The 24,776-nt window shown below is 62.5% G+C and carries 18 protein-coding genes and 1 pseudogene; 4 read left to right on the forward strand and 15 right to left on the reverse strand.

Going from position 1 to position 24,776, the window contains the following annotated elements; genetic code table 11:
• Positions 1 to 109 precede the first annotated feature (109 nt).
• The 6 genes and pseudogenes from NKI59_RS23695 to NKI59_RS23720 all read right to left on the reverse strand — a co-directional run bounded on the left by NKI59_RS23695 (position 110) and on the right by NKI59_RS23720 (position 8,904).
• Entirely contained in the window at positions 110 to 1,363 is a 1,254-nt protein-coding gene (locus NKI59_RS23695; protein WP_352707220.1) for an ABC transporter substrate-binding protein, read from the reverse strand.
• An 83-nt stretch (positions 1,364 to 1,446) separates the two neighbouring features.
• Positions 1,447 to 2,502, reverse strand: a complete 1,056-nt coding sequence (locus NKI59_RS23700) for a LacI family DNA-binding transcriptional regulator (protein WP_352707222.1) — start codon at positions 2,500 to 2,502, stop codon at positions 1,447 to 1,449.
• 249 nt (positions 2,503 to 2,751) lie between these two features.
• Positions 2,752 to 4,161 carry a DUF6600 domain-containing protein gene (locus NKI59_RS23705; RefSeq protein WP_352707225.1) on the reverse strand — a complete coding sequence of 470 codons (1,410 nt, stop codon included), beginning with the start codon at positions 4,159 to 4,161 and terminating at the stop codon, positions 2,752 to 2,754.
• Between the two features lie 198 nt (positions 4,162 to 4,359).
• Positions 4,360 to 4,572: pseudogene (locus tag NKI59_RS23710) on the reverse strand (LacI family DNA-binding transcriptional regulator); the annotation flags it as partial.
• A gap of 242 nt (positions 4,573 to 4,814) precedes the next feature.
• Positions 4,815 to 8,123, reverse strand: a complete 3,309-nt coding sequence (locus NKI59_RS23715) for a DEAD/DEAH box helicase (RefSeq protein ID WP_352707227.1) — start codon at positions 8,121 to 8,123, stop codon at positions 4,815 to 4,817.
• On the reverse strand, positions 8,116 to 8,904 hold the full coding sequence (locus tag NKI59_RS23720; RefSeq protein WP_352707229.1) for a hypothetical protein: 789 nt from the start codon (positions 8,902 to 8,904) through the stop codon (positions 8,116 to 8,118). Before NKI59_RS23720 ends, NKI59_RS23715 begins: the two co-directional genes overlap by 8 nt.
• Before the next feature lie 471 nt (positions 8,905 to 9,375).
• Between NKI59_RS23720 and NKI59_RS23725 the strand changes: the two genes are divergently transcribed.
• Both NKI59_RS23725 and NKI59_RS23730 read left to right on the forward strand, forming a co-directional pair.
• Positions 9,376 to 11,106, forward strand: coding sequence for an adenylate/guanylate cyclase domain-containing protein (locus tag NKI59_RS23725; RefSeq protein WP_352707290.1), 1,731 nt, complete (start codon positions 9,376 to 9,378; stop codon positions 11,104 to 11,106).
• A 235-nt stretch (positions 11,107 to 11,341) separates the two neighbouring features.
• On the forward strand, positions 11,342 to 11,884 hold the full coding sequence (locus tag NKI59_RS23730; RefSeq protein WP_352707232.1) for a dihydrofolate reductase family protein: 543 nt from the start codon (positions 11,342 to 11,344) through the stop codon (positions 11,882 to 11,884).
• A gap of 189 nt (positions 11,885 to 12,073) precedes the next feature.
• Here the strand turns inward: NKI59_RS23730 and NKI59_RS23735 are convergent, their stop codons facing one another.
• Entirely contained in the window at positions 12,074 to 12,976 is a 903-nt protein-coding gene (locus tag NKI59_RS23735; RefSeq protein WP_352707234.1) for a LysR family transcriptional regulator, read from the reverse strand.
• 30 nt (positions 12,977 to 13,006) lie between these two features.
• Positions 13,007 to 13,138: a hypothetical protein gene (locus NKI59_RS23740; protein ID WP_352707236.1), complete on the reverse strand. Its 132-nt coding sequence runs from the start codon at positions 13,136 to 13,138 to the stop codon at positions 13,007 to 13,009.
• Here NKI59_RS23740 and NKI59_RS23745 point away from each other — a divergent pair.
• A complete protein-coding gene (locus NKI59_RS23745) occupies positions 13,116 to 14,012 on the forward strand; it encodes an MBL fold metallo-hydrolase (protein WP_352707239.1) in 897 nt (298 codons plus the stop codon). The two genes, NKI59_RS23740 and NKI59_RS23745, sit on opposite strands and share 23 nt — an antisense overlap.
• Positions 14,013 to 14,102: 90 nt before the next feature.
• Here the strand turns inward: NKI59_RS23745 and NKI59_RS23750 are convergent, their stop codons facing one another.
• From NKI59_RS23750 to NKI59_RS23770, 5 genes are all read right to left on the reverse strand, one after another.
• Positions 14,103 to 14,972, reverse strand: a complete 870-nt coding sequence (locus tag NKI59_RS23750; protein WP_352707241.1) for a patatin-like phospholipase family protein — start codon at positions 14,970 to 14,972, stop codon at positions 14,103 to 14,105.
• Complete coding sequence (locus NKI59_RS23755) at positions 14,969 to 16,219, reverse strand: M16 family metallopeptidase (protein WP_502901098.1); 1,251 nt, start codon at positions 16,217 to 16,219, stop codon at positions 14,969 to 14,971. Before NKI59_RS23755 ends, NKI59_RS23750 begins: the two co-directional genes overlap by 4 nt.
• Before the next feature lie 166 nt (positions 16,220 to 16,385).
• On the reverse strand, positions 16,386 to 17,750 hold the full coding sequence (locus tag NKI59_RS23760) for a M16 family metallopeptidase (RefSeq protein ID WP_352707247.1): 1,365 nt from the start codon (positions 17,748 to 17,750) through the stop codon (positions 16,386 to 16,388).
• A 96-nt stretch (positions 17,751 to 17,846) separates the two neighbouring features.
• Positions 17,847 to 18,401, reverse strand: a complete 555-nt coding sequence (rsmD, locus tag NKI59_RS23765) for a 16S rRNA (guanine(966)-N(2))-methyltransferase RsmD (protein WP_352707249.1) — start codon at positions 18,399 to 18,401, stop codon at positions 17,847 to 17,849.
• Positions 18,382 to 20,280 carry a pseudouridine synthase gene (locus NKI59_RS23770; RefSeq protein ID WP_352707251.1) on the reverse strand — a complete coding sequence of 633 codons (1,899 nt, stop codon included), beginning with the start codon at positions 20,278 to 20,280 and terminating at the stop codon, positions 18,382 to 18,384. Before NKI59_RS23770 ends, rsmD begins: the two co-directional genes overlap by 20 nt.
• Positions 20,281 to 20,356: 76 nt before the next feature.
• Here NKI59_RS23770 and NKI59_RS23775 point away from each other — a divergent pair, with 76 nt between their 5' ends.
• A complete protein-coding gene (locus tag NKI59_RS23775) occupies positions 20,357 to 20,809 on the forward strand; it encodes a nucleoside deaminase (RefSeq protein WP_352707254.1) in 453 nt (150 codons plus the stop codon).
• A gap of 71 nt (positions 20,810 to 20,880) precedes the next feature.
• Here NKI59_RS23775 and NKI59_RS23780 read toward each other — a convergent pair whose 3' ends face one another.
• Both NKI59_RS23780 and ileS read right to left on the reverse strand, forming a co-directional pair.
• Positions 20,881 to 21,561, reverse strand: coding sequence for a hypothetical protein (locus NKI59_RS23780; protein WP_352458053.1), 681 nt, complete (start codon positions 21,559 to 21,561; stop codon positions 20,881 to 20,883).
• 195 nt (positions 21,562 to 21,756) lie between these two features.
• The gene (ileS, locus tag NKI59_RS23785) at positions 21,757 to 24,741 is read right to left on the reverse strand and encodes an isoleucine--tRNA ligase (RefSeq protein WP_352707256.1); all 2,985 of its coding nucleotides are present in this window, start codon (positions 24,739 to 24,741) and stop codon (positions 21,757 to 21,759) included.
• Positions 24,742 to 24,776 lie beyond the last annotated feature (35 nt).

Here is a 24,776-nt window from a genome sequence, read left to right on the forward strand (position 1 = left end):
GGTGGGGTCGCCTGCGAAGTGCGCCGACAGAAATGTCGAGCACTGCCGCAACGACCCCACCCGGACCTTCGGTCCGACCTCCCCTCGAGGGGGAGGTGGGCGCCGGCGCCTACTTCTGCGGCGCCGAATCGATGATCGACTGCATCGTCTCCTGCGCATTGGCGATGGCGCCGTCGACGTCTTCACCGAAGAAGACTTCGTTCATCATCTGGTTCCACGGACCGTTGGCCGAGTTGATCAGGTCGTTGAACACCACCGAATAGGGCGTGCGGCCCTTGGCCATGGCTTCGGCGGCGACCTTGTAGCGCGGGTCGAGGTCTTTCAGCGCCTCATTGGCGATGTCGCCGCGCACCGGAAGGCTGCCATATTTCGCCAGGATGGTCTGGCCCTCGAGGGAATAGGCGAAGTCGAGGAACTCCTTCACCACCGCGACCTTGGTGGTGCCCTTGGTGACGACGAAATTGTCGCCGCCGGCAAACGACGACCAGCTGCCGTCCTTGCCAGGCAGGAAGGTGATGCCGTAGTCGATATCGGGATATTGCGTGTTGAGCGCGCCGATGGCGAAGGCGCCGGACGGCGAGATGCCGATATTGCCGGTGGCGAAGGCGGCAAAGAAGTTGGAGCCGGTGTCGGTCTGCGCGCCTGATGGTACCAGGTCCTTCTTGACCATCGAACGGTAGAGGTCGATGGCGCCGCGCATTTGCGGCGTGTCCAGCGTCGCCTTGGAGCCGTCCTCTGTCAGGATGTCGCCGCCCGAGGCCCAGATCAGCGGCGTGAAGGTGAAGATGTTGCAGCCGCCGCAATTGCCGGAGAAGTAGAAGCCCTTGATGTCGCCGCCGAGCGCGTTGACCTTCTCGGCGTCGGCTTCGATCTCGGCCCAGTTGGTCGGGCCTTTTTCCGGGTCGAGGCCGGCCTGCTTGAACAGCTTCTTGTTCCAGATCAGCACCGAACTATCGGCCGAGAACGGCAGCCCGTAGATGCGGCCCTTATAGGTGCCGGTCTTGACATGAGCCGGCGACAGGCTGGCGAAGTAAGGCAGCGACTTCGCCCAGTCGGTGATGTCTTCCAGCTGGCCGGCGGCGGCGAAGGACGGCGTGTAGATCAAGTCGAGCGACAGCGCATCGGGTGCCGTGCCGCCGGCGGCGGCAGCACCGTATTTCGGAATGATTTCGGCGTTGGGGATGATGTCCAGCTTGATCTGGTTCTGATGCCCCTTGTTGAAGGCATCGACGACGCGCGGCATGAAGTTCGAGCCGTCGGCGCGAACCCAGATGTTGGCCGTGTCGGCGGCGGCCGGGCCGGCTGTCGCCAGGGTGCCCAAAATGCTCGCGGCGATGGCGAGCCCGGTAATGGTGGTTCTCATGCTTCTCCTCCACATGGTTTTAATTTAGCGTTTTAATTTAGCCGCGCCCCCAAGCGGGTGCCTATCGACACGGCCCGTTTCGTTCAGCCGTCCGGCGGACGGCCGCATGACTGACGCACCACCAGCCGGCACGGCAGTTTTCTGATGCCCGGCAAAGCGGGTTCGCCGCCGACGAGCGAAAGCAGGGCAAGGCCGGCCTCGCGGCCAAGTGCTGCCAGATTCATGTCGACCGAGGTCAGCGGCGGGCGGGTTGCCTCGGCGACGATCTGCCAATTGTCGAAACCGATGACGCCGACCTCGTCCGGCACGCCGATACCGCGCTCGCGCAAGGCGTCGATGACGCCGCGCGCGATCTGGTCGTTGCCGCAAAACACCGCATCGGGTTTTTCGCGCGTGCCGTCGAACCCCTCGCCGTCGAACAGCTTCCTGACCGCCTCGTGGCCCCAGGCCTCCGACCACGGGCCGAGCAGCGGCTCCATGACCGGCAGACCGTTCTCGGCCAGCACCGCGCGATAAGCCTCGGCGCGGGCATGCACCACGGCAAAGCTCGCCGGCCCGGAGACATGGGCGATGCGCCGCCGCCCGAGCCGGCAAAAATGCTCGACCGCCAGCCGCGCCCCGCCGGCATCGTCGGACACAAAAGCGATAGCGCCGGGATCGGGCTCGGTGAAGGCGTAGATCGCCGGAATGCCGAGATTGGCGAGGTCGACCGGCAGATGGCGGTCGATGCGCTTGCCGGTGGCGATGATGCCATCGACGCGCTTGTCGAGCATGGCATCGACATGCAGCTGGGCAAGGCGCGGGTCGTCCTCGACATTGCACAGGAACACCGAGACGCCGGCATCGACCAGCGCATCGGAAACGCCGGCCATCAGCGGCAGCGAAAAGCGGCCATAGGTGTCGTTGGTCAAAAGCCCGACGGTAAAAGAGCGCCGCCTGAGCAGGCTCTGCGCCAGGCTGTTCGGGCGAAAGCCAAGCCGCTGCGCCGTCTCGCGAATCCGGGTCCGCGTCTCGGCCGTCATCCGCCCCTGCCCGTTCAGCGCCTTTGAGGCCGTGGCCACGCTGACGCCGGCAAGCGCTGCCACCTCACGAAGGGTGACGGGCTGCTTGACGGGCGTTGGCTGCGCATCGGACGCCATGATTTGGATTTCGATCCTCCCATTGAGAAAAGCTTTTCTCTTATGGCCCCTGCGGGCGCTGAATGGTGGGGTCAGCGGCTGCGGGGCGATTTGGGAAAAGGTTTTCTCAGGGGGAGATTAGGACGAAGGACGTGGGGATGGCAAGGGGGAATGGCCTGGTTGTTCGGGCAGGCAACTGCGAATGTCTGCCCTAGGTACACGACGGGCACCGCGATCGAATAATCGCGGTGCCGCAGTCTACCCGCAGAGCTAGCAGTTCTCAGTCTGTGGATCGCACGCCTTGTTTTTCTGTTTCTGTGGCTTGGGCTTGACCGCCTGCTCGGGCTCGGCCTGCTGCTGCTCGGCCGCTGGCTGCTCCTTGGCCTTCCGCTTCTCAGGCTTGGCAGCCTGCTCCGGCTCGGCCTGCTGCTGCTCGGCGGCGGGCTGCTTCTTGGCCTTCCGCTTCTCAGGCTTGGCCGCCTGTTCCGGTTCGGCCTGCTGCTGCTCGGCGGCGGGCTGCTTCTTGGCCTTCGGCTTCTCAGGCTTGACCGCCTGTTCCGGTTCGGCCTGCTGCTGCTCGGCGGCGGGCTCCTTCTTGGCCTTCGGCTTCTCAGGCTTGGCCGCCTTGCCGGGCTCGGCCTGCTGCTGCTCGGTGGCCGGCTGCTCCTTGGCCTTCGGCTTCTCAGGCTTGGCCGCCTTTTCGGGCTCGGCCTGCTGCGGCTCGGCGGCGGGCTGCTCGCCGACCTTCGGCTTCTCAGGCTTGGCGGTTTCTTCGGGCTTGGCCTGCTCGGTCGTTGCTGCGCCTTCGGTCGGCTTCGATTTCCGGCCAGCCTGAACCTGCTTCACCTCCTCGATGTCTTTGAGCTTAGCTGGTTTGGCCTTAGGGTCGGCTTTCACCTCGCCCTCAAAGACAGCGACCGTATCGTTTTCCAGTTTGCCGGACTGCTCGGGCGCGTCGGTCTTGCTGACCTTGACGGCAGTCACCTTCTGGTTCGTCTCCTTTTCGATCACATCGACATCAATGACTTTGTTGATCACCAAATTGTTCTGGATCGTCACGTCGCCGGCCGGTTCGGCCGCCTCGACAATGCGCACAAACTCCGGCTCATCACGAATAACGACCACAGAAATGTCCGCGGCAAGGAATTCGCGGGTGGGGACCACAACCCAGTAATAATCCGGCGTCGTGTCGAAGATCACCTCGATTGAAATCAAATCCGGATCGCGGCGGGGCGGCAGCGGCGCCCAAATGATGTGCTCTCTGTCACGACGCCAACTCACCCATGCTGGCGCCCAGCGAGTGCCCGGAACCCAGTACCAGCCGATATCGTCGGCATAGCCCCACCGGCCGTAATGGTACGTCGCCCAGCCGAATGGCTCGTCGGACACCCAGAGCCAGCCATACTGCTCGGTATAGACCCAGTGTCCAAGCGTATACGGACGCCAATCGTCAGGCACATCAACCGGCACGAAAACGGTCGCTCCGTGATACGAGACCCAATCACCATAGGAAGACAGGTCTTCGTAGAACGTGCTGATCGAAACGGTGGTGGCAGCCCTTGCCTCGGACACAAGCGACAATGGCGCAATTGGGTTGGGAATCTCGACGACCGTGAGCAGGCAGGCGGTTACGCCGCCGAGCATCAGTCGCACCGCATGTTGGGCAAGGACGCGTTTCATCGTAATCTTCCTCCGAAACAGATCGCCCTTCATCGTACAAACCCGTCGGCTGCCGGATTGTTCCACTTTGCTGACGCTACCCGCATCCGCTCACGCGACGGCTTGGCATCGCACAATGATGCCAAATATCAGAGTTGCTTCATGAGGGCGGTCACAAATGCGCGCCGAAGGCGCGGCGATAGATCGTTGGTCAGTGGGCCCGACGGTAAAGGAGCCGCCGCAACAGGCTCTGCGCCAGGCTGTTCGGGCGAAAGCCAAGCCGCTGCGCCGTCTCGCGAATCCGCTCGCGCGTCTCGGCCGTCATCCGCCCCTGCCGTTCAACGCCGTGGCAACGCTGACGCCGGCAAGGGCGGCCACTTCGCGGAGCGTGACGGGCTGCCGGCAATGCAAGCGGGCATGGTGGGCAGGCAACGCGAGCGAGCGGTTATCCCGCAACGACCGCGTTGCGCCTAAAGAGCGGTCATCACCGAACCACTACTCGGACGTCGCGTTTTTGGGCCGGAAGCCGACGGTCCGATTCTGGAACGAACTAGCCAGAAAGGTGCCATTCCGCTGGCGACCTGCATCTTGGCCGCTTTGTCCGACTGACTCGCTGACGACGACAGGAAGCGCTGTCGCTCAACCCTCGGCCATAAGTTTATTGTCCGATCCAGCTACAAATCGCCCAGGTCAATTTCATCGAATGCTTGTAGGGCCGCTGCGTTGCGAGCGCGCTCAATCGTTTGCTCGAACTTCTCGTTCTTTTCACCCGATCCAATGAGCGGTCTAAGTTCGTCATACCTCGCACGAGCGGCAACACGCGATGTGACGTGTCGCGGCGACAATGTTCGTACCGCCAGACATTCTGGGCTATCGCAACCTTCTCGGACTGCAGCACTCAACGTTGCGATAACAATCGGCAGCGATACTTCCTCTTCTTTTGCAGATTGCCGCGCCGCCAAAAGGCGAGCCGGTAAGCCGGCAAAAAAGGCTAAGTCGGGGATCATTCGAAGGACGAAATGACGAGCACGCTTGCATTGCGCAGAATCGCCTCCATCCGGATAGCGAGCCTCAATGTCCTTGAGAGTTATGCCGCGCATCCAGTGATCCAGAAAGTCAGCGACAACTGGCAGGGCCTGCCGACCTTTCTCACTATCTGAGAGCTTCGCGAACTCGCCTCCAAAAAACCCCTCGACATTCTCAGGCCGCATCACCTCTAGCAATTTGGCAGGGTTCGTAACGAGCCAGCCCATTAAAGAATCTACTGCTGCTTTGGTGGACTGCGACGCATCTTCCTTACTAAAGGTATCTGCTATCTGACGAAGGGACTCGACCGCGACGCCTGTCAGTCCCGAAACTCTGTCCAGCCATCCGTCCTCGGCCGCGACTGGCGATTTGTTACGAGCAGCAAAAACAGCACCGATGCGACTTTCCAACCACTGCGCGTCTCCTCGCTGTCTAGCGCGAAAGGCGGCCAGCGACTTATTCAGCACTTTTCGCAAAGATTGGTCGGTCCCATCTGGGTCTACGGGAGGCAACCTGCTGATGAAGTACGCCGGCATGCCCTCTTCGGACGAACCGGCGTGGATCGTGTCGAGCAAAACTGTGGTCGGGTCATCAATGTCCAGGCATTGATCACTCTGCGAGAAAATAGACTGAAGGGTCATCCAGTGTTGATTGATCAGGCCCGCTTCCTGATCGAACTCAACTACGCGGCTTGGAACGACGAGGACGATCCCCTGGGAGCTTTCGCCCGCTCTGCCTGCCCTTCCAGCGGCATTAAGCAGTTCGTGAGCTTCTAGCTGAGCCATTTTGTCGGTTGACTGATCAAAGCGACTATCCCCCGCGATGATAACCAATTCACTGGGAAGGTTCATACCCTGTGCCAAAGTCGAGGTCGCAAAAAGTACACCAATGCCGTCTGCCCTCCGGAACAAGGATTCGTGCAGCAGTCGTTCCTCCCGGAGCAGAAATGAATGATGCCCTGCCGATCCGCCACTATACGTACCGTCGGATGCCACGCTGATGTAGCAGTGATCGGCTCCGCCCATCTCTTCGGAGGCTATCCGATACATTTCCAGCTCTTGCTCACTGAGAGCTACCGACGTAGTTTCCCGCAGGTTTCGAAACTCGCGTACGGCGGACTCGGCGAGAACGACCGACTGGACGAAAACAAGTGTCCTTAAACCTGCATCCGCTGCGGCCGCCGCGATCAATGCGCTAGTGTGGTTTCCGTTCGGAGTTAGGTACCAATTCTTGGCTTTCGTGGTTCCCGTAGAAAGTTGATGTTCTTCGGCCAGCAAAGGCAACAAAGCGTAGTCATTTCGTTCCTGCGTCGCCCAAGTCTGCAGGAGCCCAAAGAACCCAAAGGGCTGCGCGGAAAGTTCGCGCGCGACCGATGCAGGCACGTTTTTGTTTTTGTAGGCCTGGCGAGCCGTTTTGAGAACCTCATTGAGTTCATTGATCCTGCGAGCCGGGTAAACAACGGTCCCCCGTACCTGTCGCGTCGGCTTCCAGGCCAAGCTCATGGGAAGACAGGTTCGACCTGTCAATTCTTCAATCCACTGAGCGATCTCGCTCGTATTCTTCATCATCGCGGACAGCAGAAGAAAATCTGCGTTCGGCGCTATAAGCGACAGATTAAGGACGGCCAACATGGCATCGACGCCGCGTCGGCTTCTCTCCGCATCCCTGGGATGCAACAAGTGACATTCGTCAAATACGACAAGCCCGAGATCAGCGAACGCCTCGGGCTGTGTAGTCAAGAGCATTAGACAGCGCTCCGGCGTCGTAACGATAGCTTCGGGCAGAACCACAATCTCACTGAAAGTGACGTCATCATCAATGTCTCCGACAATGTCGAATTCAAAGGCGTTGAAAGTGCTCCTTAGAGCGCGGGCCGTTTGATCAACCAATGCATGCGTTGGTGCCAAGAAAACAACTTTCTCATCCCGCAGTAACGCTGTTGCAATCTTCAGTTCCGCAAGCGTCGATTTACCTCCCCCGGTCGGAAAACTGATTGCTGACGAAGTCCCTTTGTTGAGATATCCGCTCGCGATCGCTTCACGATGGTTGCGCCATAAGTAAGGACGATTGCGAGCCATACGTCGGATTACAGGCCACCAATCATCCTCGGATACCCCACCTGGTGCTGGGATCCGGCTCAGCGCCGAGCCTATAAGGTCCCGATCTACGGCTAGCAGGAGGTTCGCCAGATGAAGCGGGCCGGGGAAGAGACTAAAAACCGGATTACCGGTCCCAAGTAAATCCTCCAATTGGCCGACGCTTAGTTGTTTGACGCGATTGAAAAATGACGACGGCGCCTCGATGCCCCCGTCCGCAACATCCAGATCGGCACGGCTGACTATTCGATCCGCTAGATGTCTTACGCCTTTCAGAAGCTCAAGATAGAGCGCGCTAACTGCAATTTCTCCAGGCTCCATGCCAGAAGGAAGTTCGGGCACCGCAACCCGCTTCACTGTATTCAGACGACCAAGGCAAAAGCGTTGAATGGCCGTCAGAAGCGCTGCTTCCACAGCGCGCTGGGGGTCCGTTGGGATAGAAATGCGCTTTGCGCAGTCGGCGGCATCGGCATGCGCCTCCGCCACTAAGAATAGCAAGCTTGCGCAGACCTCAGGGGAAACGCTGGCTCCATCCAAATACGAGGCCGGGCGGTCTAAGTTTGCCGTGCTTAGTAGATAGACTTGATGCGCCGATGCTGCCACGAAGGCAGCAGCGGATCGATTTTCTCGATCTGGCAATAACGCGACATATGATTCGTATGCGGCCGCCAGACGACGCATCTCAAGTAATGTTCGAGAGAGCGATTCGGATGCTTCAATCCCGGGCTGTCCTCGAAATTGGATACGCGCAGCCACTATCTCCGCGAACGCCTGGGTGAGTCGCTTGGGCAATTGTTCAAGGTCGAGACCAGACAATCTGGGGGATGAAGCAATAATTGCTGCAGTTATTGGATCAAACATTGGCCAGCTCGTTCAATTTCTTAACAACTAGATTCGCGAATCCGGCCATCCATTTTCTAAGTTCTTCGAAATGCATGGTTTCCGCCCGCCGGCGTACAACGTCTCCCTTAGCCATCGAGTCGTAGTCTAAAAACAGTCGCGCACGATCGGCGTCTTCCTTATGCACGTCTCCAATTGTGATACTCACGCGATAACGGCGAGCCTCTTGCCAGAAAATTCGGTCGATTGCCTCATCAACATTAAGGCCGGGGTAAAGATGCTGCTGTGCCTCCAGAAGACCAGCTGCTTCATGCGTTAATTCGGCGACGCGCTCGCCCGCTTCGAGTTTGGCAATTCCTGGCCAGACGTCTTCCCTGATTGTCTTTCTCGGATCTTCGCTGGCCTTATCCTCAAAAATCACAATGGCTGAAACTGATTGTCCATCTGCGGAGACTTCGAGTTGCATACCATCGAAGCCTTTATGCGCATGGAATATATGGGGTGGCTTCAGAACCGCCCCGTCAGTTTTCTGCTGATTTGCCGCAATCCAGGATATTATCTGAAAAATCCAGCCATCGCGCTGCCAGGGGTCACCGTTTTTGGCGACCTGCATCTTTGCAATGGCATTAGCGGCATGAGCCTTAGAGCCTTTTGGTGCAACTACGTTCAGTCCCTCGAGGATTTGAGAGACGTGACGATACTGCCCCATAGCGACGCGTGCGACGCGTTCGGCTAAGAGATCGATATCTTCAACGGTCCAAGCATATCCATGACATATGTCACCGTGGACGATCGGCGTCAATATTAAGGTCACTATAAATCCCCCCGGTTATTCTAGCGGATTATATTATTAGGTGGAAGCTCGATTACTTCACGCGAGGAAAAATAATTCTAGGTTAAAGAAAGAAAAGACTATTCGCCACATGCCCCACGGAGCGAGAGGGAGAATGGCGAATTTTCAAGGAAGCCTACCGACAGCGGCGCCATGCTTTTGGGGCGCACGACCTATGAGATCTTTGCCGGCTCGTGGCCCAAGGAAACCGGAGACTTCGCCGACCGAATTCAACGCGCTGCCGAAATATATCGCCTTGACGAGCTTGACGCCGCGCGGATCCCTCCCGCGATTGATGCGATCGAGTTCGCAGCCACAAGGCGGAAGGTTCTGATCCGCCCTTTCTTGCTGTTGCGGTAGGAAGACTTCTTGATTCAGCCACAAGCCCAAATTGCTGGATTTGGCAGCTCTGGAAGGATAAGCTTGGTTTGTGGTTCAGCGATGGAACAGAGACTAGCCGCAATTCTGGCTGCCGATATGGCGGGCTACAGTCGGCTAATGGAGGCCGACGAATCCGGCACGCTCGCACGCCTTCGGACCCATCGCATAGAACTGGTCGATCCCGCCATCGCGAAGAACAAGGGCCGGATCATCAAGACCACCGGAGACGGCATGCTCGTTGAGTTCCAGAGCGTGACCGATGGCGTGAAATGCGCCGTGGAAATCCAACAGCGCATGAAACGGCGCAATTCGGATGTGCCGCAAGAACGGCGTATCGAATTCAGGATCGGCATAAATCTCGGCGACATCATTTTCGACGATGACGACATTTTCGGCGACGGCGTCAATATTGCCTCGCGCATCGAGCAACTCGCCGACGTCGGCGGCATCTGCGTGACCGCAGCGGTGGCGACCCAAATTGCCGACCGTCTCGAAATTGCCATGGAGGACCTGGGCGAGAAGACGTTAAAGAACATCAGCCGCCCGGTTCGCCTCTATCGCGTCGGGTTTGATAGTTCTGTCCTGCCGGAAGTCGAGGCAAAGCGATCCATCTCGAAACCTTCGATAGTGGTGCTGCCATTCACCAACATGAGCGGCGACCCCGAGCAGGAATTTTTCGCGGACGGACTGACCGAGGACATCATCACCGAACTGTCCCGCCACCATGAGCTGTTCGTCATCTCGCGCAATTCCAGCTTCGTCTACAAGAACCGCGCCGTGAATGTGCGCGAGGTGGCCGAGAAACTCACCGTCCAATATCTGGTGGAGGGAAGCGTCCGCAAGATCGGCGACAGGGTGCGCGTGACGGTTCAGCTCATCGACACGGCGAATGACGCTCATATTTGGGCAGACAAATATGACCGGAAGCTGGACGACATATTCGCGATTCAGGATGAGGTGACCGCGGCGATCGCAGCCACGCTGCCCGGTCGTGTCGAGGCGGCTCAGCGGGACCAGCTCGCGCGGGCGAAACCTGCAAACATGGCCGCGTATGAATGTGTGCTTGCTGCCAAGGTGCTGCATCACCGAAGCACGGTTGCGGATAATGAACGCGCGCAAACCTTGATAGAAAGGGCCGTCGCGCTCGACCCCAATTATGCCCATGCCCATGCCTGGCGGGCCTGCATTCTTGGCCAGGCCTGGGTCCATAACTGGTGCGAAGACAGGGATGCCGTCTGGAACAACATTATGGCGGCGCTGGACAGGGCGCTGGCGCTGGACAACAACGATGCCGATGTCCACCGCATCCTCGCGGCAGTGAACGTGAACAACAATGAGCTGACCACTGCGCGCTACCATCAAGAGCGGGCGCTGGCCCTCAATCCCAATTACGACCTCGTGGTGGTGCAGCAAGGCGAGTTATTGACGTGGCTCGGGAGGCCGGAAGAGGGAGTTGAATGGATCCGCAAGGCAATGCAGTTGAACCCGCACCACCCGGAGAGGTTCTGGAGCCATCTGGGAAAGGCGCATTTCGCCGCGCGCCAGTATGGCGAGGCGATCGAAGCTTTCATGCATCTGTCAACCATGGACTCGGCTCAGCACGCTTTCGCCGCTGCCTGCTACGGCTGGCTCGGCGACGAAATCGCGGCCGCGGCGCATCTAGGCAAGATCAGAACGCTCGATCCCCAATTCGACCTCGATTCATTTATCGCCACCCTGCACTTTGCCCAGGAGTCTGACGTGCAGCACGTCCGCGAAGGACTGCTGAAAGCCGGAATTGCCCACCTGTAGCCAGCCCGTGACTACGACCCAGATCCAATCTGGGACAGGCAAAAAAGACCGGCCCCCACCCGATGGGGACCTTGTGGCATGACCGAACGACGGGCAGGTCGGAGAAGCTTTTCCCACGGTATCGGTCTTTGGAAGCGAACAGGGAAAACCCTCCCCCTGAAAAAGCGCCGCGCTAGTTGACGGCGCATGTCGCATAAGGCCCGCGCCATTCGGCCCTGCCAGAAAGGAACCCGCCATGAGAAAACTCATCATCACCGAATTCATCAGCGTCGATGGCATTGCCGAGGTTGAAAAGCTGCCGAGCGTGGCCTGGAACGATGAGATGCAAAAGTTCAAGGACGACGAGCTTGCCGACAGTGGCGCCATGCTGTTGGGGCGCACGACCTATGAGATTTTTGCCGGCTCGTGGCCCAAGGAGACCGGAGATTTCGCCGACCGGTTCAATGCGCTGCCGAAATATGTCGCCTCGACCAGCTTGCAGGCGCTCGACTGGCAGCCGGCCGAGCTGCTGCAGGGCGCATTGCCGGACGCGGTCAGAGGGCTGAAGCAAGGCAGCGGCGGCAACATCTATGTGCATGGCAGCCTCAGCGTCGCGCAGGAATTGCTGCGCCATGGCCTGGTCGACCGCATCAGGCTGCTCAGCTACCCCGGTGCCGTCGGCCAGGGCAAGCTGCTGTTCCCGCCCGGCGCGCAATTGCCGCTCGAGCTGATCTCGGCCACGCAATTCGGCAACGGCGTGGTGGCGCTGGAGTATGCGGCTGGGATAGGCAAGCCGTGATGACGGCCAATCTCCCCCCTCGAGGGGGAGATGCCCGGCAGGGCAGAGGGGGTCGTCTCGCGTAATGCGCCAACCCCTACCGACGCAAGAGGCAGGCCGCGCCCGGTCGAACCGACCCCCTCTGGCCTGCCGGCCATCTCCCCCTCAAGGGGGGAGATCGCAGCTTCGGCCATCAGCGCCTCACCCAAGCTACCGCCCCCGCCCGCCTGCCTCCAGCTTCTGCTCGGCCGCGATCAGCATCTCGACAAACCTCGTCACCTTGGGCGGGCGAAAGCGGGCGGCGGGGTAGACTGTGTTGATGCCGCCGGAGGGCAGCCGCCACTCGGGCAGGATCTGCACCAGCCGTCCGGCGGCCAGTTCGTCCCGCACCAAAAAGTCCGGCAGCACCGACAGGCCGGCGCCGGCGCGGACCGCTGCCAGCACTGCCGACGTTGCGTCGATCGAAATCGTTGCCTGCATGCGCACGGCCTGCTCGTCATCGCCGCGCGAAAATTGCCATAGCAGCGGTTCGCGCAGCGCCATGTTGGCGACGAAGGGCAGCCCGGCGAGGTCTTGCGGTTCGCCGGCGGTGAACCGGCCTGCAAAGCCGGCGCCGCATACCATGAATTGTTGGAAGATGCCGATGCGCCGGGCCTGCAGGCTGGAATCGGCCAGCCAGCCGACGCGGATGGCCACGTCGATGTGGCCGGAAACCAGGTCGATCGTCTCGTCGCCCAGCGTCAGCTCCACCCGGCAGGCAGGATAGCGCGCGCTGAAGGCGGCGACCACCGGCACCACCGCCGATGTGCCGTAGTCGTTGGACGCGGCGATGCGCAGCGTGCCAGTCGGCTCGGCGGCGGCCTGCGCGAGCTCGTCGAATGCATCCTCGGCCTGCTGCAGGACCTGCAGGCAGCGGGCATGGAACGTTCGGCCGGCCTCGGTTGGATGGACGCGCCGCGTCGTGCGGATCAGCAGCGTCGTTCCGACATCGCGCTCCAGCCGCGCCACCTGCTGGCTGACCACCGCCTTGGTGATGCCCAGCCGCTCGGCGGCCCGCGTGAACGAGCCGGCATCGACCACCGCCGCGAAATAGGCCAGCCGGTTCAGGTTCATGCTTCGCTCATGGCAGAGGCAGTCTCATTGTCAGGCAATGGCATACATTATGTCTATTTTGTCGGCCTTCAATACGCATTCCGCTTTTGCCATCTTGCGGGCATCGAGGCCGCCGAATTCCGGATCCCAGGAGACATCCATGTTCACACGGAGAAGCATCATGAAAACCACCCTCGCCGCCGGCGCTGCCGCGGTCTTTGCTCCCGCCGGGCTTGGCCATGCGGCCGGCGGGCTTTCCTGGAAACATTTCCCCGCCGGGCAAAACGGCTTCTTCCGCGCCCCGGTGCTGGTCTCCGGCGCCACCGAAGCCGTGCTGATCGATGGCGGTTTCACTTACCCCGACGGCCGGGCCGTGGCCGAGGCGATCAAGGCGACCGGCAAGACGCTCACCACCATCTATGTCAGCCAGTCCGACCCGGACTATTATTTCGGCCTCAAGCCGATCAAGCAGGCGTTCCCGCAGGTACGGGTGATCGCCGCAGCCGAGACGGTGGCCGCCATCAACGGCAATGTCGAAAAGAAGCTCGCCGTCTGGGGGCCGCAGCTCAAGGAGAACGGCCCGCAGGCGCTAGCCGACGTCGTCATCCCCGAAGCATTCGACGGCAAGACGCTCAGCGTCGATGGCGAGACCATCGAGATCGTCGCCGCGGAAGGCCTCGCCAACCGGCGCTATCTCTTCGTGCCGTCGCTGAATGCGGTGTTCGGCGGGGTGATGATCTTTGCCGGCGTGCATGTCTGGACCGCCGACACGCCGACCAGGGAACTGCGCGCCGCCTGGCTCGCCAATCTCGAAAAGATCGCGGCGCGCAAGCCGGCAATCGTCGTGCCCGGGCACATGACGCCTGAGGCCGCTACGGACCCTTCAGGCGTCGAGCACACCAAAACCTATCTCGTCGCCTTCGAGGAAGAACTGGCCAAGGCCAAGGACGCGGCCGCACTGAAGAGCGCCATGGAAGCCCGCTTCCCCGGCCTCGGCATGGGCGTGGCGCTCGACATCGGCTCCAAGGTTGCCACCGGCGAGATGAAGTGGGGCTGAGATGGCCGCCAATCGCGAGCTGATCCGCGCCACTTACGAAGGATTACGCTCATGGTCCAGCGGGCGCTGACGCTCGACGACTGATGGCTGTCATCCGCCGAGACGGTTCGTGCGCTTGCTGGCTTCGGCCTTGGCGCGGGCCTCGACCGCCTTCTCGATCTCGCGCTTCAGCTCGTCCTTGATCGCCACCGTCTCGGCCATCAGCGCCTCGACCTTCATGAAATCGAGCACCCGGTATTTCGACACCGCCGGCCTGATCAATATGTCGGGCCGGCTCTGGTTCAGCTTGCTGGCGATGATCGACTGCATCATCAGCTGCGTGGCGCCGAACATCAGGTCGACGGAGGTCGGGAATTTGCGGCCCGCCTCGGTCGGCGCGCCGACCACGTCGACGGCGATGATGATGTCGGCGTCGAGCTCGATCAGGTCGAACGGCACGGGATTGTAGATGCCGCCGTCGATCAGCAGCCTGCCGTCGCGCATCACCGGACGGAACACCGCCGGGATCGCCGCCGAAGCGGCCAGCGCCGAATGCAGCTCGCCTTCGTCGAACACGGCGAGCTTGTGGCCATAAAAGTCCGTTGCCGTCACCTTCAGCGGTATCTTCAATTCGGCGAAGGTTTCGGGAATGGCGTCGGGCAGGAACGCCTTGAGGATGCGCTCGACATTGAACTGGCTGACCCGCAAGCCGCCCTGCACCGCCTCGGCAAAAGTGCCGGGCCGCGCCCGCCACATGCGCGTCGCCACTTCGGCGCGGCGGCCGAGGATCGAGCGCGTATAGTCGTGGATGTCCTTGCCGGTCATGCCCGCGGCCATGCCGGCGCCCATGATGGCGCCGATCGACGAGCCGGCGATTGCTGCCGGCCTTATGCCCAGCTCGTCCAGCGCCTCGATGACATGGATATGCGCCAGCCCACGCGCCCCGCCGCCGCCAAAGGCGATGCCGAAGCTAGGGCTCATCCCTTGTTGGCCGCGCCGAGCTTCGGCCCGACCACCATGACGGCCGGCTCGGCGGAGAGCAGCTTTTTCGCCACCGCTTTCACCTGGTCCAGCGTCACCGCGTTTATCAGGGCGGCGCGGCGCTGCATGTAGTCGATGCCGAGCTTGCCGAGCTGAATCTCGAGCAGCGTTGAGGCGATCGCGCCGGAGGAATTCAGATTGTTGATGGCATAGGCGCCGATGATGTATTTCTTGGTCGCCGCCAGCTCGGCTTCGGTCGGCCCCTCCTCGGCCATGCGCTTGACCACGTCGCGCACCACGGCCAGCGTCTCGGCCGCCCTGTCGGCGCGGGTCGAGGTGGTGATGGACAGCGCCTCGGAATGCTGGTGGTCGACGAGGTCGGAGCTGACGCTGTAGGCCAGGCCGCGCTTCTCGCGCACCTCGTCGAACAGCCGTGAGGTGAAGGTGCCGCCGCCGAGGATCTCGTTCATCAGCACCGCGGCGAAGAAATCCGGCGCATTCCGCTTCACGCCGGGATAGGCGAGTTGCAGCGAGGCCTGCGGCTGGTCGTAAACGACCTCGAGCCGCTGGCCGAGCTTCAGGTCGATGTCGGGAACGGGCGTGAGCGCCTGCTTTTCCGGCAGGCTGCCGAACACCAGGTCGAGCTTCTGCTTCAGCGTCTCGGCGTCGATGGCGCCGACCACCGCGATATGCAAGCCGTCGCGGGCGAAACTTGCCTTGTGGAAGGCGCTGAGATCGGCCGGCGTAATCGTCGCGATGCTTTGCCTGGTGCCCTGGTCGGGCCGCGCATAGGGATGCCTGCCGTAGATCGCGTCCAGCCATTTGCGTTGGGCGAGCGTATCGGGATCGCGCTCGTTGGCGGTGATGCCGGACAGGATTTGCGAGCGGATGCGGTCGATCGGCACCTGGTCGAAGCGCGGCTGGTTGACCGCCACCCGCAACAGGTCGAAGGCGCCGTCGCGCTGCTCGGCCAGCATGCGCATCGAGCCGTAGATGCCGTCGCGCTGCGCATCGAAGCTCATCTCGGCGCCGACATCGTCAAGCTTGATCTGGAAGGCCTCGCTGTCGAGGTTGCCGGCACCTTCGTCGAACAGGCCGCTCATCAGATTGGCAAGCCCTTCCTTGCCGGGCGGATCCTGCGTCGCGCCGCCATCGAAGACGAAGCGGATAGCGACGATCGGCACCGAATAGTCCTCCACCAGCCAGGCGGTGATGCCCTTCGACGAGGTCACCTCCTGGATGTTCACGGCGGCGCGAGCGGAAAGCGCCGGCAGGAGGAGAAAGAGAAGGGAGAGGAACAGGGTTGCTAGAAGAGCGCCGGCGTGCTGGCGCTTCCCTTCTCCCCTTGTGGGAGAAGGTGAGGAGCCCACGAGGGGGGAAGGCAGAGCGGGACCATGCTGGCTCATCATCAAATCAATTCCCAGCTTGGGTTTGCGGCAGAAGATAGCCGGTCGTTGCGTGGTCGAGATTGAGATAGCGGGCAGCGACTTCCTTGACCTGGTCGGCGGTGACCTTGCGGATGCGGTCCGGCCATTGCTGGACGTTCTGGACGTTACCGCCTGTGGCGAGCGTCGAGCCGTAGATGTTGGCCATGTCCTCCTGCTTGTCGCGGGCAAAGATCATCGAGCGTACGAAACGGTCCTTGGATTTTTCCAGCTCGTCGCTGGTGACGCCGTCTTTCGCGATGCGGGCGATCTCGGCGTTCACCGCGGCCTCGATGTCGGCAAGCTTGGCATCGCCGCGCGGCGCGCCGTAGACGGTGAAATTGGTGTCGTCGAGCATGGTGCCCTGGAAGAAGGCGCCGGCCTCGGCGGCGATGCCTTGCCTGACGACAAGCTCCTGGTAGAGCCGGCTGCGGTTGCCGCCGCCGAGGATTTCGGACAGCACGTCGAGCGCTTCGGCTTCGCCGGGCTTTGCCGTGTGATAGGACGGGACCACCCATTGCGTGGTAAAGCTCGGCACGCTGACGCGCCCGTCGGTCAGCGTCACCGTGCGCCTGGTGTTCTGCTCCGGCTCGACCGGGCGGATGCGCGGCGGCAGATCCGGGCCGCGCGCGACCTTGCCATAGGTCTTTTCGGCCAGCGCCTTGACCGTTTCCGGCTCGACATCGCCGGCCACCACCAGCACGGCGTTATTGGGTGTATAATATTTGTTGTAGAAGGCCATCGCGTCGGTGCGGTTCAGCCTCTCCATCTCCTGCATCCAGCCGATGACCGGAATGCGGTACGGCTGGTTCTGCCACAGCGTGGCGTCGATCTCCTCGTCGAGCACCGCCTGCGGATTGCTATCGATGCGCGAGCGGCGCTCCTCGAGGATGACGTCGCGCTCGGTCTTGATGACATCGTCGTTGAGGATGAGATTGCGCATGCGGTCGGCCTCGAAGCCCATCATCTCACCGAGCGCCTGCGGCACCACCGTCTCGTGAAAGGCGGTGTAGTCGTAGGAGGTGAAGGCGTTGTCCGAGCCGCCGATGGCGGCGACGGCACGGTCGAGCTCGCCCGCCGCATGGTTGGTGGTCGCCTTGAACATCAGATGCTCGAAGAAATGGGCAATGCCGGACTTGCCCGGCGGCTCGTCGGCGCTGCCGATCTTGTACCAGACCATATGGGTGACGATGGGGGCGCGGTGATCGGGGATGACGACGACCTCCATGCCGTTGTCGAGCAGGAAATCGGTCACGACGCCATCGTCAGGATTGTTATCCGCCAGAGCCGGCGCGGCCATCACCAGAGCCAGTCCCAAGAGCGTTCCGCGCAGCCATTCAGCCTGAAATGTCATAGATGGCTCCGGTTGTGGTGGGACGATAGGCGGGGTTGCTGGTCGAGGCAAAGCGAATTGTTCGTCATTTTGAAGGCGCCATCGTGGAAGCCGAACTCAGGCGGCCTCGATGAACCGGATGACCGTCTCGCCATAGTTGCGCTCGTCGACAACCGAAAAGCCCGGCCCTGCCTCGAACGGCGCCACCGCCGCTTCCTCGATGACGCAGAGCGCGCCGGGGGCGAGCCAGCCGCCTGCCTTGGCCGAGCGCAAGGCGCGTTCGCCAAGGCCTTTGCCATAGGGCGGATCGGCAAAGACAAGGCCGAATGCGGCGATGGTGCCCGCCTCGCCCAAGCCCGTCGCGTCGCGGCGGAATATCTTGGTGCGGCCGGTGAGGCCGAAGGCCTCGACATTGGTGCGGATCAGGCCGCGCCCTTCGGCGGATTCTTCGATGAAGACAGCGTAGGAGGCGCCGCGCGACAGCGCTTCGAGGCCGAGCGCGCCGGTGCCGGCGAACAGGTCGAGCACGCGCGCGCCGTCCAGTTTTTCAGGAAAGCGATGCGCCAGCACGTTGAAGACCGCCTCACGCGTGCGGTCGGTGGTCGGGCGGAGGGCAAAGGTGCGGGGCGTCGCCAGCGGACGCCCGCGAAACTCACCGCCGACGATCCGCATTGCTTCCTTTCGGGCCGCCGCGCGGCCGGTCGCCACCGCCATCCGGGCGCTCGCCGCGCGGTTTGCCGAACGGCTTTGCACCGCCGCCTTGCGGCTTGCCGCCGGGCTTGCCGTAAGACGGCTTGAACGATGCCTTGCGCGCCTTGTTTTCTGCCGCCTTGGCGGCGTCTGCCTCCGCCCTGCCCTTGCCGATCGGCCGTGCGCCGGGCGCCATCCAGACATTGGCCTTGCGCTGGCCCGGCGGCTCGATCGGCCGCTGCTCGCGTTCGGATTTTTTCCCGCCGAAGCCACCACGAGGCTTGTCGCCACGGGGTTTGTCCCCGAAGTCGCTGCGTTCAGGTCTGGGGCCACGCTCGCCAAAGCTCTTTTTTGGCCCAAAGCTCCTGTCAGGGCTTGTCGACAGCTTGCCGAGCGCTTCGTCGCGGCTGCCCTCGCGCCGCTTGCGGTTCTTGATCAGGCCGCCCTCGCCGATCGGCCGGCGTTCGCCGTCGCGGGTGAATTTCGGCCGCTCGGGCTCCTCCTCGCGCTCACGCCTGACCGGTTTGTTGGAAAACGGCTTGGCGATATCGGCATCGAAATTGGCGCCGGACTCTTCGACCAGGCGCTCGCCGAGCTGGTCGCGCAGCACGCGGCCCTTGATCTCCAGCACATGGCCTTCCGGCAAATCGTCGAGCTGGAACGGCCCGTAGGAAATGCGGATCAGCCGCGTCACGTCGAGACCGAGCGCGCCCAGGATGTTCCTGACCTCGCGGTTCTTGCCTTCGCGCAGGCCGATTGTCAGCCAGGCGTTCGAGCCCTGCTCGCGGTCGAGCGTCGCTTCGATGGCGCCATAGAAGACGCCGTCGACGGCAATGCCTTCGCGCAGGCCGGCAAGCGCGCTTTCCTCGACCTTGCCGTGGACGCGCACGCGGTAGCGTCGCAACCAGCCGGTCGCCGGCAGTTCGAGCACGCGCGACAGGCCGCCATCATTGGTGAGCAGCAGTAGGCCTTCGGTGTTGATGTCGAGCCGGCCGATGGTCATCAGCCGCGGCAGCCCGGGCGGCAGCACGTCGAAGACGGTCTTGCGGCCTTCGGGATCGCGGTTTGTCGTGACCACGCCGGCCGGCTTGTGGAACAGGAACAGCCTGGTGCGCTCGATCGGCGGGATCTCCATGCCGTCGAGATGGATGATGTCGCCGGGCATGACGTTGAAGGCCGGCGAGGACAACACCTTGCCATTGACCTTGACGCGGCCGGCCGCAATCAGTTCCTCGGCGTCGCGGCGCGAGGCCAGGCCGGCACGCGCCAGCCGCTTGGCAATGCGTTCGCCGGCTTCTTCCGTTGCCTCGACGCGACGCGGGCGCGGCTTGAAGCCGCCTTCCGATGCCGCCTGTGCCCTTTGTGCCCCTTGCGGTCGATCGCCGCCAAAATCACGCTTGGGACGATCGCCGAAGTCCCGCTTAGGACGGTCGAAGCGCCTCTCGCCGCGCTCGCCTTCGGGAGCTGCCGGCCGGTCGCCGCGCGGTGCGTAAGGCTTGCGCGGACCTTCGCGCTTTTCATAAGGCTTGCCTTCGGGTCGTGGGCGCTTGCTGAATGGCCGGTCGCCTTCGGCAGCTGCCGGCCGGTCGCCGCGCGGTGCATAAGGCTTGCGTGGACCCTCGCGCTTTTCATAAGGCTTGCCTTCCGGACGCGGCCCTTTGCTGAATGGCCGGTCGCCGCCTTTGAAGTCGCGCTTCGGCCGTTCGCCTTCGGCCGCCGCCGGCCGGTCGCCGCGCGGAGTGTAGGGTTTTTTGGCGCCGAAGGACGGCTTGCCGCCCTTGCCTGGAGCGCCATCGCGACCGCGCGGCCCCGCCGGTTTCGGGCCGGCCTTGCGCGGGAACTTTTTGTTTTTGTCGTCCATGTGGCCTTTGCTCGTTTGCGCGGGTAGTAACAGGATCGCGCTCTAGTGGCGAGGAGATAATCGGAATGGAAACCGCGTGAAGCGGCAGGATTTCATGGCCCTGGCGCTGAAAGAAGCCGAAGCCGCCGCTCAGCGCGGCGAGGTGCCGGTTGGCGCGGTCGTTGTCGGTGGCGATACGGTCGTTGCCAGTGCCGGCAACCGCACCCGTGAGTTCGCCGATCCCACCGCCCATGCCGAGATGCTGGCGATCCGCGAGGCCTGCCGCAAGCTTTCCAGCGAGCGGCTCAGCGGCCACGATCTCTATGTGACGCTGGAGCCGTGCGCCATGTGCGCCGGCGCCATCTCCTTCGCCAGGCTGCGCCGGCTCTATTTCGGCGCTGCCGACGAGAAGGGCGGCGCAGTGGTCAACGGCGTTCGCTTCTTCACGTCACCGACCTGCCACCATGTGCCCGACATCTATCCGGGCATTGCCGAGAACGCTGCAGCTGCATTGCTGAAGGACTTTTTTCGCGAGCGACGCGGACCCTGATTTTCTGGTCCGGCAGACGGTCCCAATCCAAGTCAACCAATCCAGGCCAGAAAGTCTCTGGCGCCGTCAGCCTACCAGGGCAGCCAGTCGAACATGCCGCCGCTCTTACTCTTGGCGGCCGCCTCCCTCTTGAGGCGGCGTTCCTTCTTGTACTCGTCCTCGCCGAGGTCACCCTGCGGCGCGGTGGCGGCGGCAGCGCGGTATTGCACCGGCGGCTCGCTCAGATATCTGCGGGTGGTCGGGTCGCCCTGTTTGCCTTCAGCCCGGCGGCGCATGATTTCCGCGGCGCGGCTCTTGTCCGAATCGGCCGGAGTCCAGGCTGGCGGGTGGCTCGAGCCCGACTGCTTCAGCGCGGCCTTGACCGACGCCGGATCCGTCTGCACGTCATCGATGACCTGCGCCTGGTAGGCCGGGTCGTCCTGATGCAGGGTGGCATCGGCGCGCAGGCGGGCACGGCGCTGCTCCGGCGATTCGGGCCATTCGGCGCTTGCCGTCTCGATGCTTTCCTGCGGCGGCGGCAAGACTTCCTTCTGCCCCGGCCCTGGCTTCACCAGCGTGGGGCGCGGCTTGTAGTCGATACTATCCTTGCGCTTGGGTGCGAAGGAAAAAGCTCCGGTGAGGTCGCCGGCAAGCTGCGCGCCCGCGGTCTTGTCGGTCCCGTAAGTGGGCGAGCCCATGCAGCCGGACAAAGCGAGGCCCGATACGACAAGCGGCGCCAGCAGCGCAACGCGCGCGTAAGTTCTCTCGGTCATGCCAAAAAGTCCCACTGTAGACAGCCTCTCGATTGCCGCCGGCCAAAGAAAGGTCCGGTCCCCATCGCCTACGCTCTTCCGACGGAATTCCGGCGACAATTTGTCGTCCGGAGTTTCGCGTGTTTACCTCAACCACTCGTTAAGGGCAACGCGCGGGGGCCGATCGGCCGCCCGCCGTGGCAATTGTGCACCGCCTTAAAGACGGCTCAAAGCCTTCAGCTCATGCAGAACAGCGGCGTCACGGGCCGAAACATCCGGGAATTCCGGATCTGAGCCGACATCGGCGGTGTAGCGCCAGGAGCGCGCGCACTTCACCAGACCACGGTCCTCCGCCTTCTCGACGACCACGGCGACGCCTTTGACGTCGTCGAGGGTAAAGCTGCCCGCCGACGCCTTGCCGTGTACGATTACCAGATCGCTGGTGATCGCCATCTCGGCCATATCGACATCGGCGATCGCCGCTTCGAGCGCGGCGTCGTCGAGGGTGACGACCGCCACCGCCTCCAGCGAAGAGCCGATGACCTTCTGCGCGCGGGCGATTTCCAGCGCGCCGGTGACGACACGGCGAACCTGCCGCACCTTGCGCCACTTCTCCGCCAGCGCCTCGTTCTTCCAGTCCGCCGGGATCTCCCGGAACTGGTCGAGATGCAGGGAGACCGCATCCGGATGACGGTCGAGCCAAGCCTCTTCCATGGTGAAGGGCAGCATCGGCGCCAGCCATTTCACCAGGCAGTCGAAGAGATGGCGCACCACCTGCACGGAAGCCTTGCGCTTCACGCTGGAAGGCGCTTCGCAGTAAAGCGCATCCTTGCGGATGTCGAAATAGAAGGCCGACAGCTCTACCACCATGAAGTCGAGCAGCGCGCGGGTGATGCGCTTGAATTCGAACGCGTCGTAGCCCGAGCGTACGACCTCATCGAGCTCAGCGAGCCGGTGCAGCATCAGCCGCTCCAGTTCAGGCATCTTATCCAGCGGCACCTCCTCGCCATCGTCGTGGGCGAGCGTGCCCAGCATCCAGCGGATGGTGTTGCGCAGCTTGCGGTAGGCGTCGATATTGGTCTGCAGCACGTTCTTGCCGAGCCGCTGGTCTTCCCAATAATCGGTCGTCACCACCCACAGCCGCAAGATGTCGGCGCCGGACTGCCTGATGACGTCCTGCGGCACGACGGTGTTGCCGAGCGACTTCGACATTTTCCGCCCCTCCTCATCCATGGTGAAGCCATGGGTGACGACGGTGTCGTAGGGCGCCCTGCCCCTGGTGCCGCAGCTTTCGAGCAGCGAGGAGTGGAACCAGCCGCGATGCTGATCGGAGCCTTCGAGATAGACGTCGGCCGGCCATTTCAGGTCGGGCCGGTCCTCAAGCGTGAAGGCATGCGTCGAGCCTGAATCGAACCAGACATCGAGGATGTCCATGACCTGCTGCCATTTCGAGGCATCGTGATTGCCGAGGAACCGCTCCTTGGCGCCGGCGGCGAACCAGGCGTCGGCGCCTTCTTTCGCGAAGGCGTCCATGATGCGCTGGTTGACTGCCTCGTCGCGCAGCACATTGCCGTCGGCATCGGCAAAGACGGCGATCGGAACGCCCCAGGCGCGCTGGCGCGACAGCACCCAGTCAGGGCGCTCCTCGATCATGGCGCGGATGCGGTTCTGGCCGGCGGCGGGCACGAAGCGGGTATCGTCGATGGCTTTCAGGGCGCGGCTGCGCAGCGTCGTGCCGTCGCCAAGCTCCTTGTCCATATAGACGAACCATTGCGGCGTGTTGCGGAAGATGATCGGCTTCTTCGAGCGCCAGGAATGCGGATAGGAGTGCTTCAGGCGGCCGCGCGCGAACAGCGCGTTGCGCTTGATCAGCTCGTCGATGACAGCCTGGTTGGCGTTGCCCTTCTTGCCATTGTCGTCGATGACGCGCGCCGCTCCACCCTCGCGGTCCGGGCCGAAGCCCGGCGCGTCCTTGGTGAAGAAGCCGGCATCGTCGACGGTGAAGGGGATCGCGGTGTCGATGCCACGCTGGCGAAGATCAGAGGCAGCATCCATCCAGGCGTCGAAGTCTTCGCGGCCATGTCCCGGCGCGGTGTGGACGAAACCGGTGCCGGCATCGTCGGTGACGTGATCGCCGGCGAGCATCGGCACGGGAAAATCGTAGCCGCCGCCCAGAGCTTTGAGGGGATGGGCAAGCGTAAGGTTTTCAAGCTCTTCGGCGCCAACGCTGCGAAGCCGATTCAGAGTGACCTTGGCCTTCGCGGCAGCGTCGTCCGCAAGTTTCTCGGCAAAGATCAGCTTTTCGCCGGGCTGAGGACCAAAGGCGTTCTCGGCCGCCGTAACCTCGTAGAGACCATAGTTGATGCGCGGCGAGTAGTTGACGGCGCGGTTGCCGGGGATTGTCCACGGCGTCGTCGTCCAGATGACGACGTTGGCATCAAGCAGATCGAGCGACGTCTGCGTCAGCTTGGGATCCAGGGCTGGCTGCCCATCCTCGATGTTGATGACCTGGCGAGCGAGGCTGACAACCGGAAACTTCGCCCAGATCGTGTCCGACTCATAGTCCTGGTATTCGACCTCCGCCTCGGCCAGCGCGGTGCGCTCGACCACGCTCCACATCACCGGCTTGGAGCCGCGATAGAGCTGGCCGGACATTGCGAATTTCAGCAGCTCGCCGGCGATCCGCGCCTCGGCATGGAAAGCCATTGTCGTATAGGGATTGTCGAAGTCGCCGATAACGCCGAGGCGCTGGAATTCGGAACCCTGCACCTTGATCCAGTGCGCCGCAAACTCGCGGCATTCCTGCCGGAACTCGTTGACCGGCACCTCGTCCTTGTTCTTGCCCTTGGCGCGGTACTGCTCCTCGATCTTCCATTCGATCGGCAGGCCGTGGCAATCCCAGCCTGGTACATAGTTCGAGTCATAGCCGCGCATCTGGAACGAGCGGGTGATGACGTCCTTGAGGATCTTGTTCAGCGCGTGGCCGATATGGATGTTGCCATTGGCGTAGGGCGGGCCGTCGTGCAGCACGTATTTTTCGCGGCCGACTGCGTCTTCGCGCAACTTGCGGTAAAGATCCATGTCCTGCCAGCGCTTGACCAGCAGCGGCTCCTTTTCCGGCAAACCGGCGCGCATCGGGAAATCCGTCTGCGGCAGATAAAGCGTTTTGGAATAGTCGATCGTCTCAACGGTGTCGGTCATCGGGGTATCAGTCATTGGTCTGCCATATGCGTTGC

It is taken from the genome of Mesorhizobium sp. M0598 (assembly GCF_040320865.1).
GTDB lineage: Bacteria > Pseudomonadota > Alphaproteobacteria > Rhizobiales > Rhizobiaceae > Mesorhizobium.

Excerpts from the sequence above, each read along its gene's own strand:
- NKI59_RS23695 (WP_352707220.1), bottom strand. The coding sequence starts at position 1,363 with ATGAGAACCACCATTACCGGGCTCGCCATCGCCGCGAGCATTTTGGGC.
- NKI59_RS23700 (WP_352707222.1), bottom strand. The coding sequence starts at position 2,502 with ATGGCGTCCGATGCGCAGCCAACGCCCGTCAAGCAGCCCGTCACCCTT.
- NKI59_RS23705 (WP_352707225.1), bottom strand. The coding sequence starts at position 4,161 with ATGAAACGCGTCCTTGCCCAACATGCGGTGCGACTGATGCTCGGCGGC.
- NKI59_RS23715 (WP_352707227.1), bottom strand. The coding sequence starts at position 8,123 with ATGTTTGATCCAATAACTGCAGCAATTATTGCTTCATCCCCCAGATTG.
- NKI59_RS23725 (WP_352707290.1), top strand. The coding sequence starts at position 9,376 with ATGGAACAGAGACTAGCCGCAATTCTGGCTGCCGATATGGCGGGCTAC.
- NKI59_RS23730 (WP_352707232.1), top strand. The coding sequence starts at position 11,342 with ATGAGAAAACTCATCATCACCGAATTCATCAGCGTCGATGGCATTGCC.
- NKI59_RS23735 (WP_352707234.1), bottom strand. The coding sequence starts at position 12,976 with ATGAACCTGAACCGGCTGGCCTATTTCGCGGCGGTGGTCGATGCCGGC.
- NKI59_RS23745 (WP_352707239.1), top strand. The coding sequence starts at position 13,116 with ATGTTCACACGGAGAAGCATCATGAAAACCACCCTCGCCGCCGGCGCT.
- NKI59_RS23740 (WP_352707236.1), bottom strand. The coding sequence starts at position 13,138 with ATGATGCTTCTCCGTGTGAACATGGATGTCTCCTGGGATCCGGAATTC.
- NKI59_RS23750 (WP_352707241.1), bottom strand. The coding sequence starts at position 14,972 with ATGAGCCCTAGCTTCGGCATCGCCTTTGGCGGCGGCGGGGCGCGTGGG.
- NKI59_RS23760 (WP_352707247.1), bottom strand. The coding sequence starts at position 17,750 with ATGACATTTCAGGCTGAATGGCTGCGCGGAACGCTCTTGGGACTGGCT.
- rsmD (WP_352707249.1), bottom strand. The coding sequence starts at position 18,401 with ATGCGGATCGTCGGCGGTGAGTTTCGCGGGCGTCCGCTGGCGACGCCC.
- NKI59_RS23770 (WP_352707251.1), bottom strand. The coding sequence starts at position 20,280 with ATGGACGACAAAAACAAAAAGTTCCCGCGCAAGGCCGGCCCGAAACCG.
- NKI59_RS23780 (WP_352458053.1), bottom strand. The coding sequence starts at position 21,561 with ATGACCGAGAGAACTTACGCGCGCGTTGCGCTGCTGGCGCCGCTTGTC.
- ileS (WP_352707256.1), bottom strand. The coding sequence starts at position 24,741 with ATGACCGACACCGTTGAGACGATCGACTATTCCAAAACGCTTTATCTG.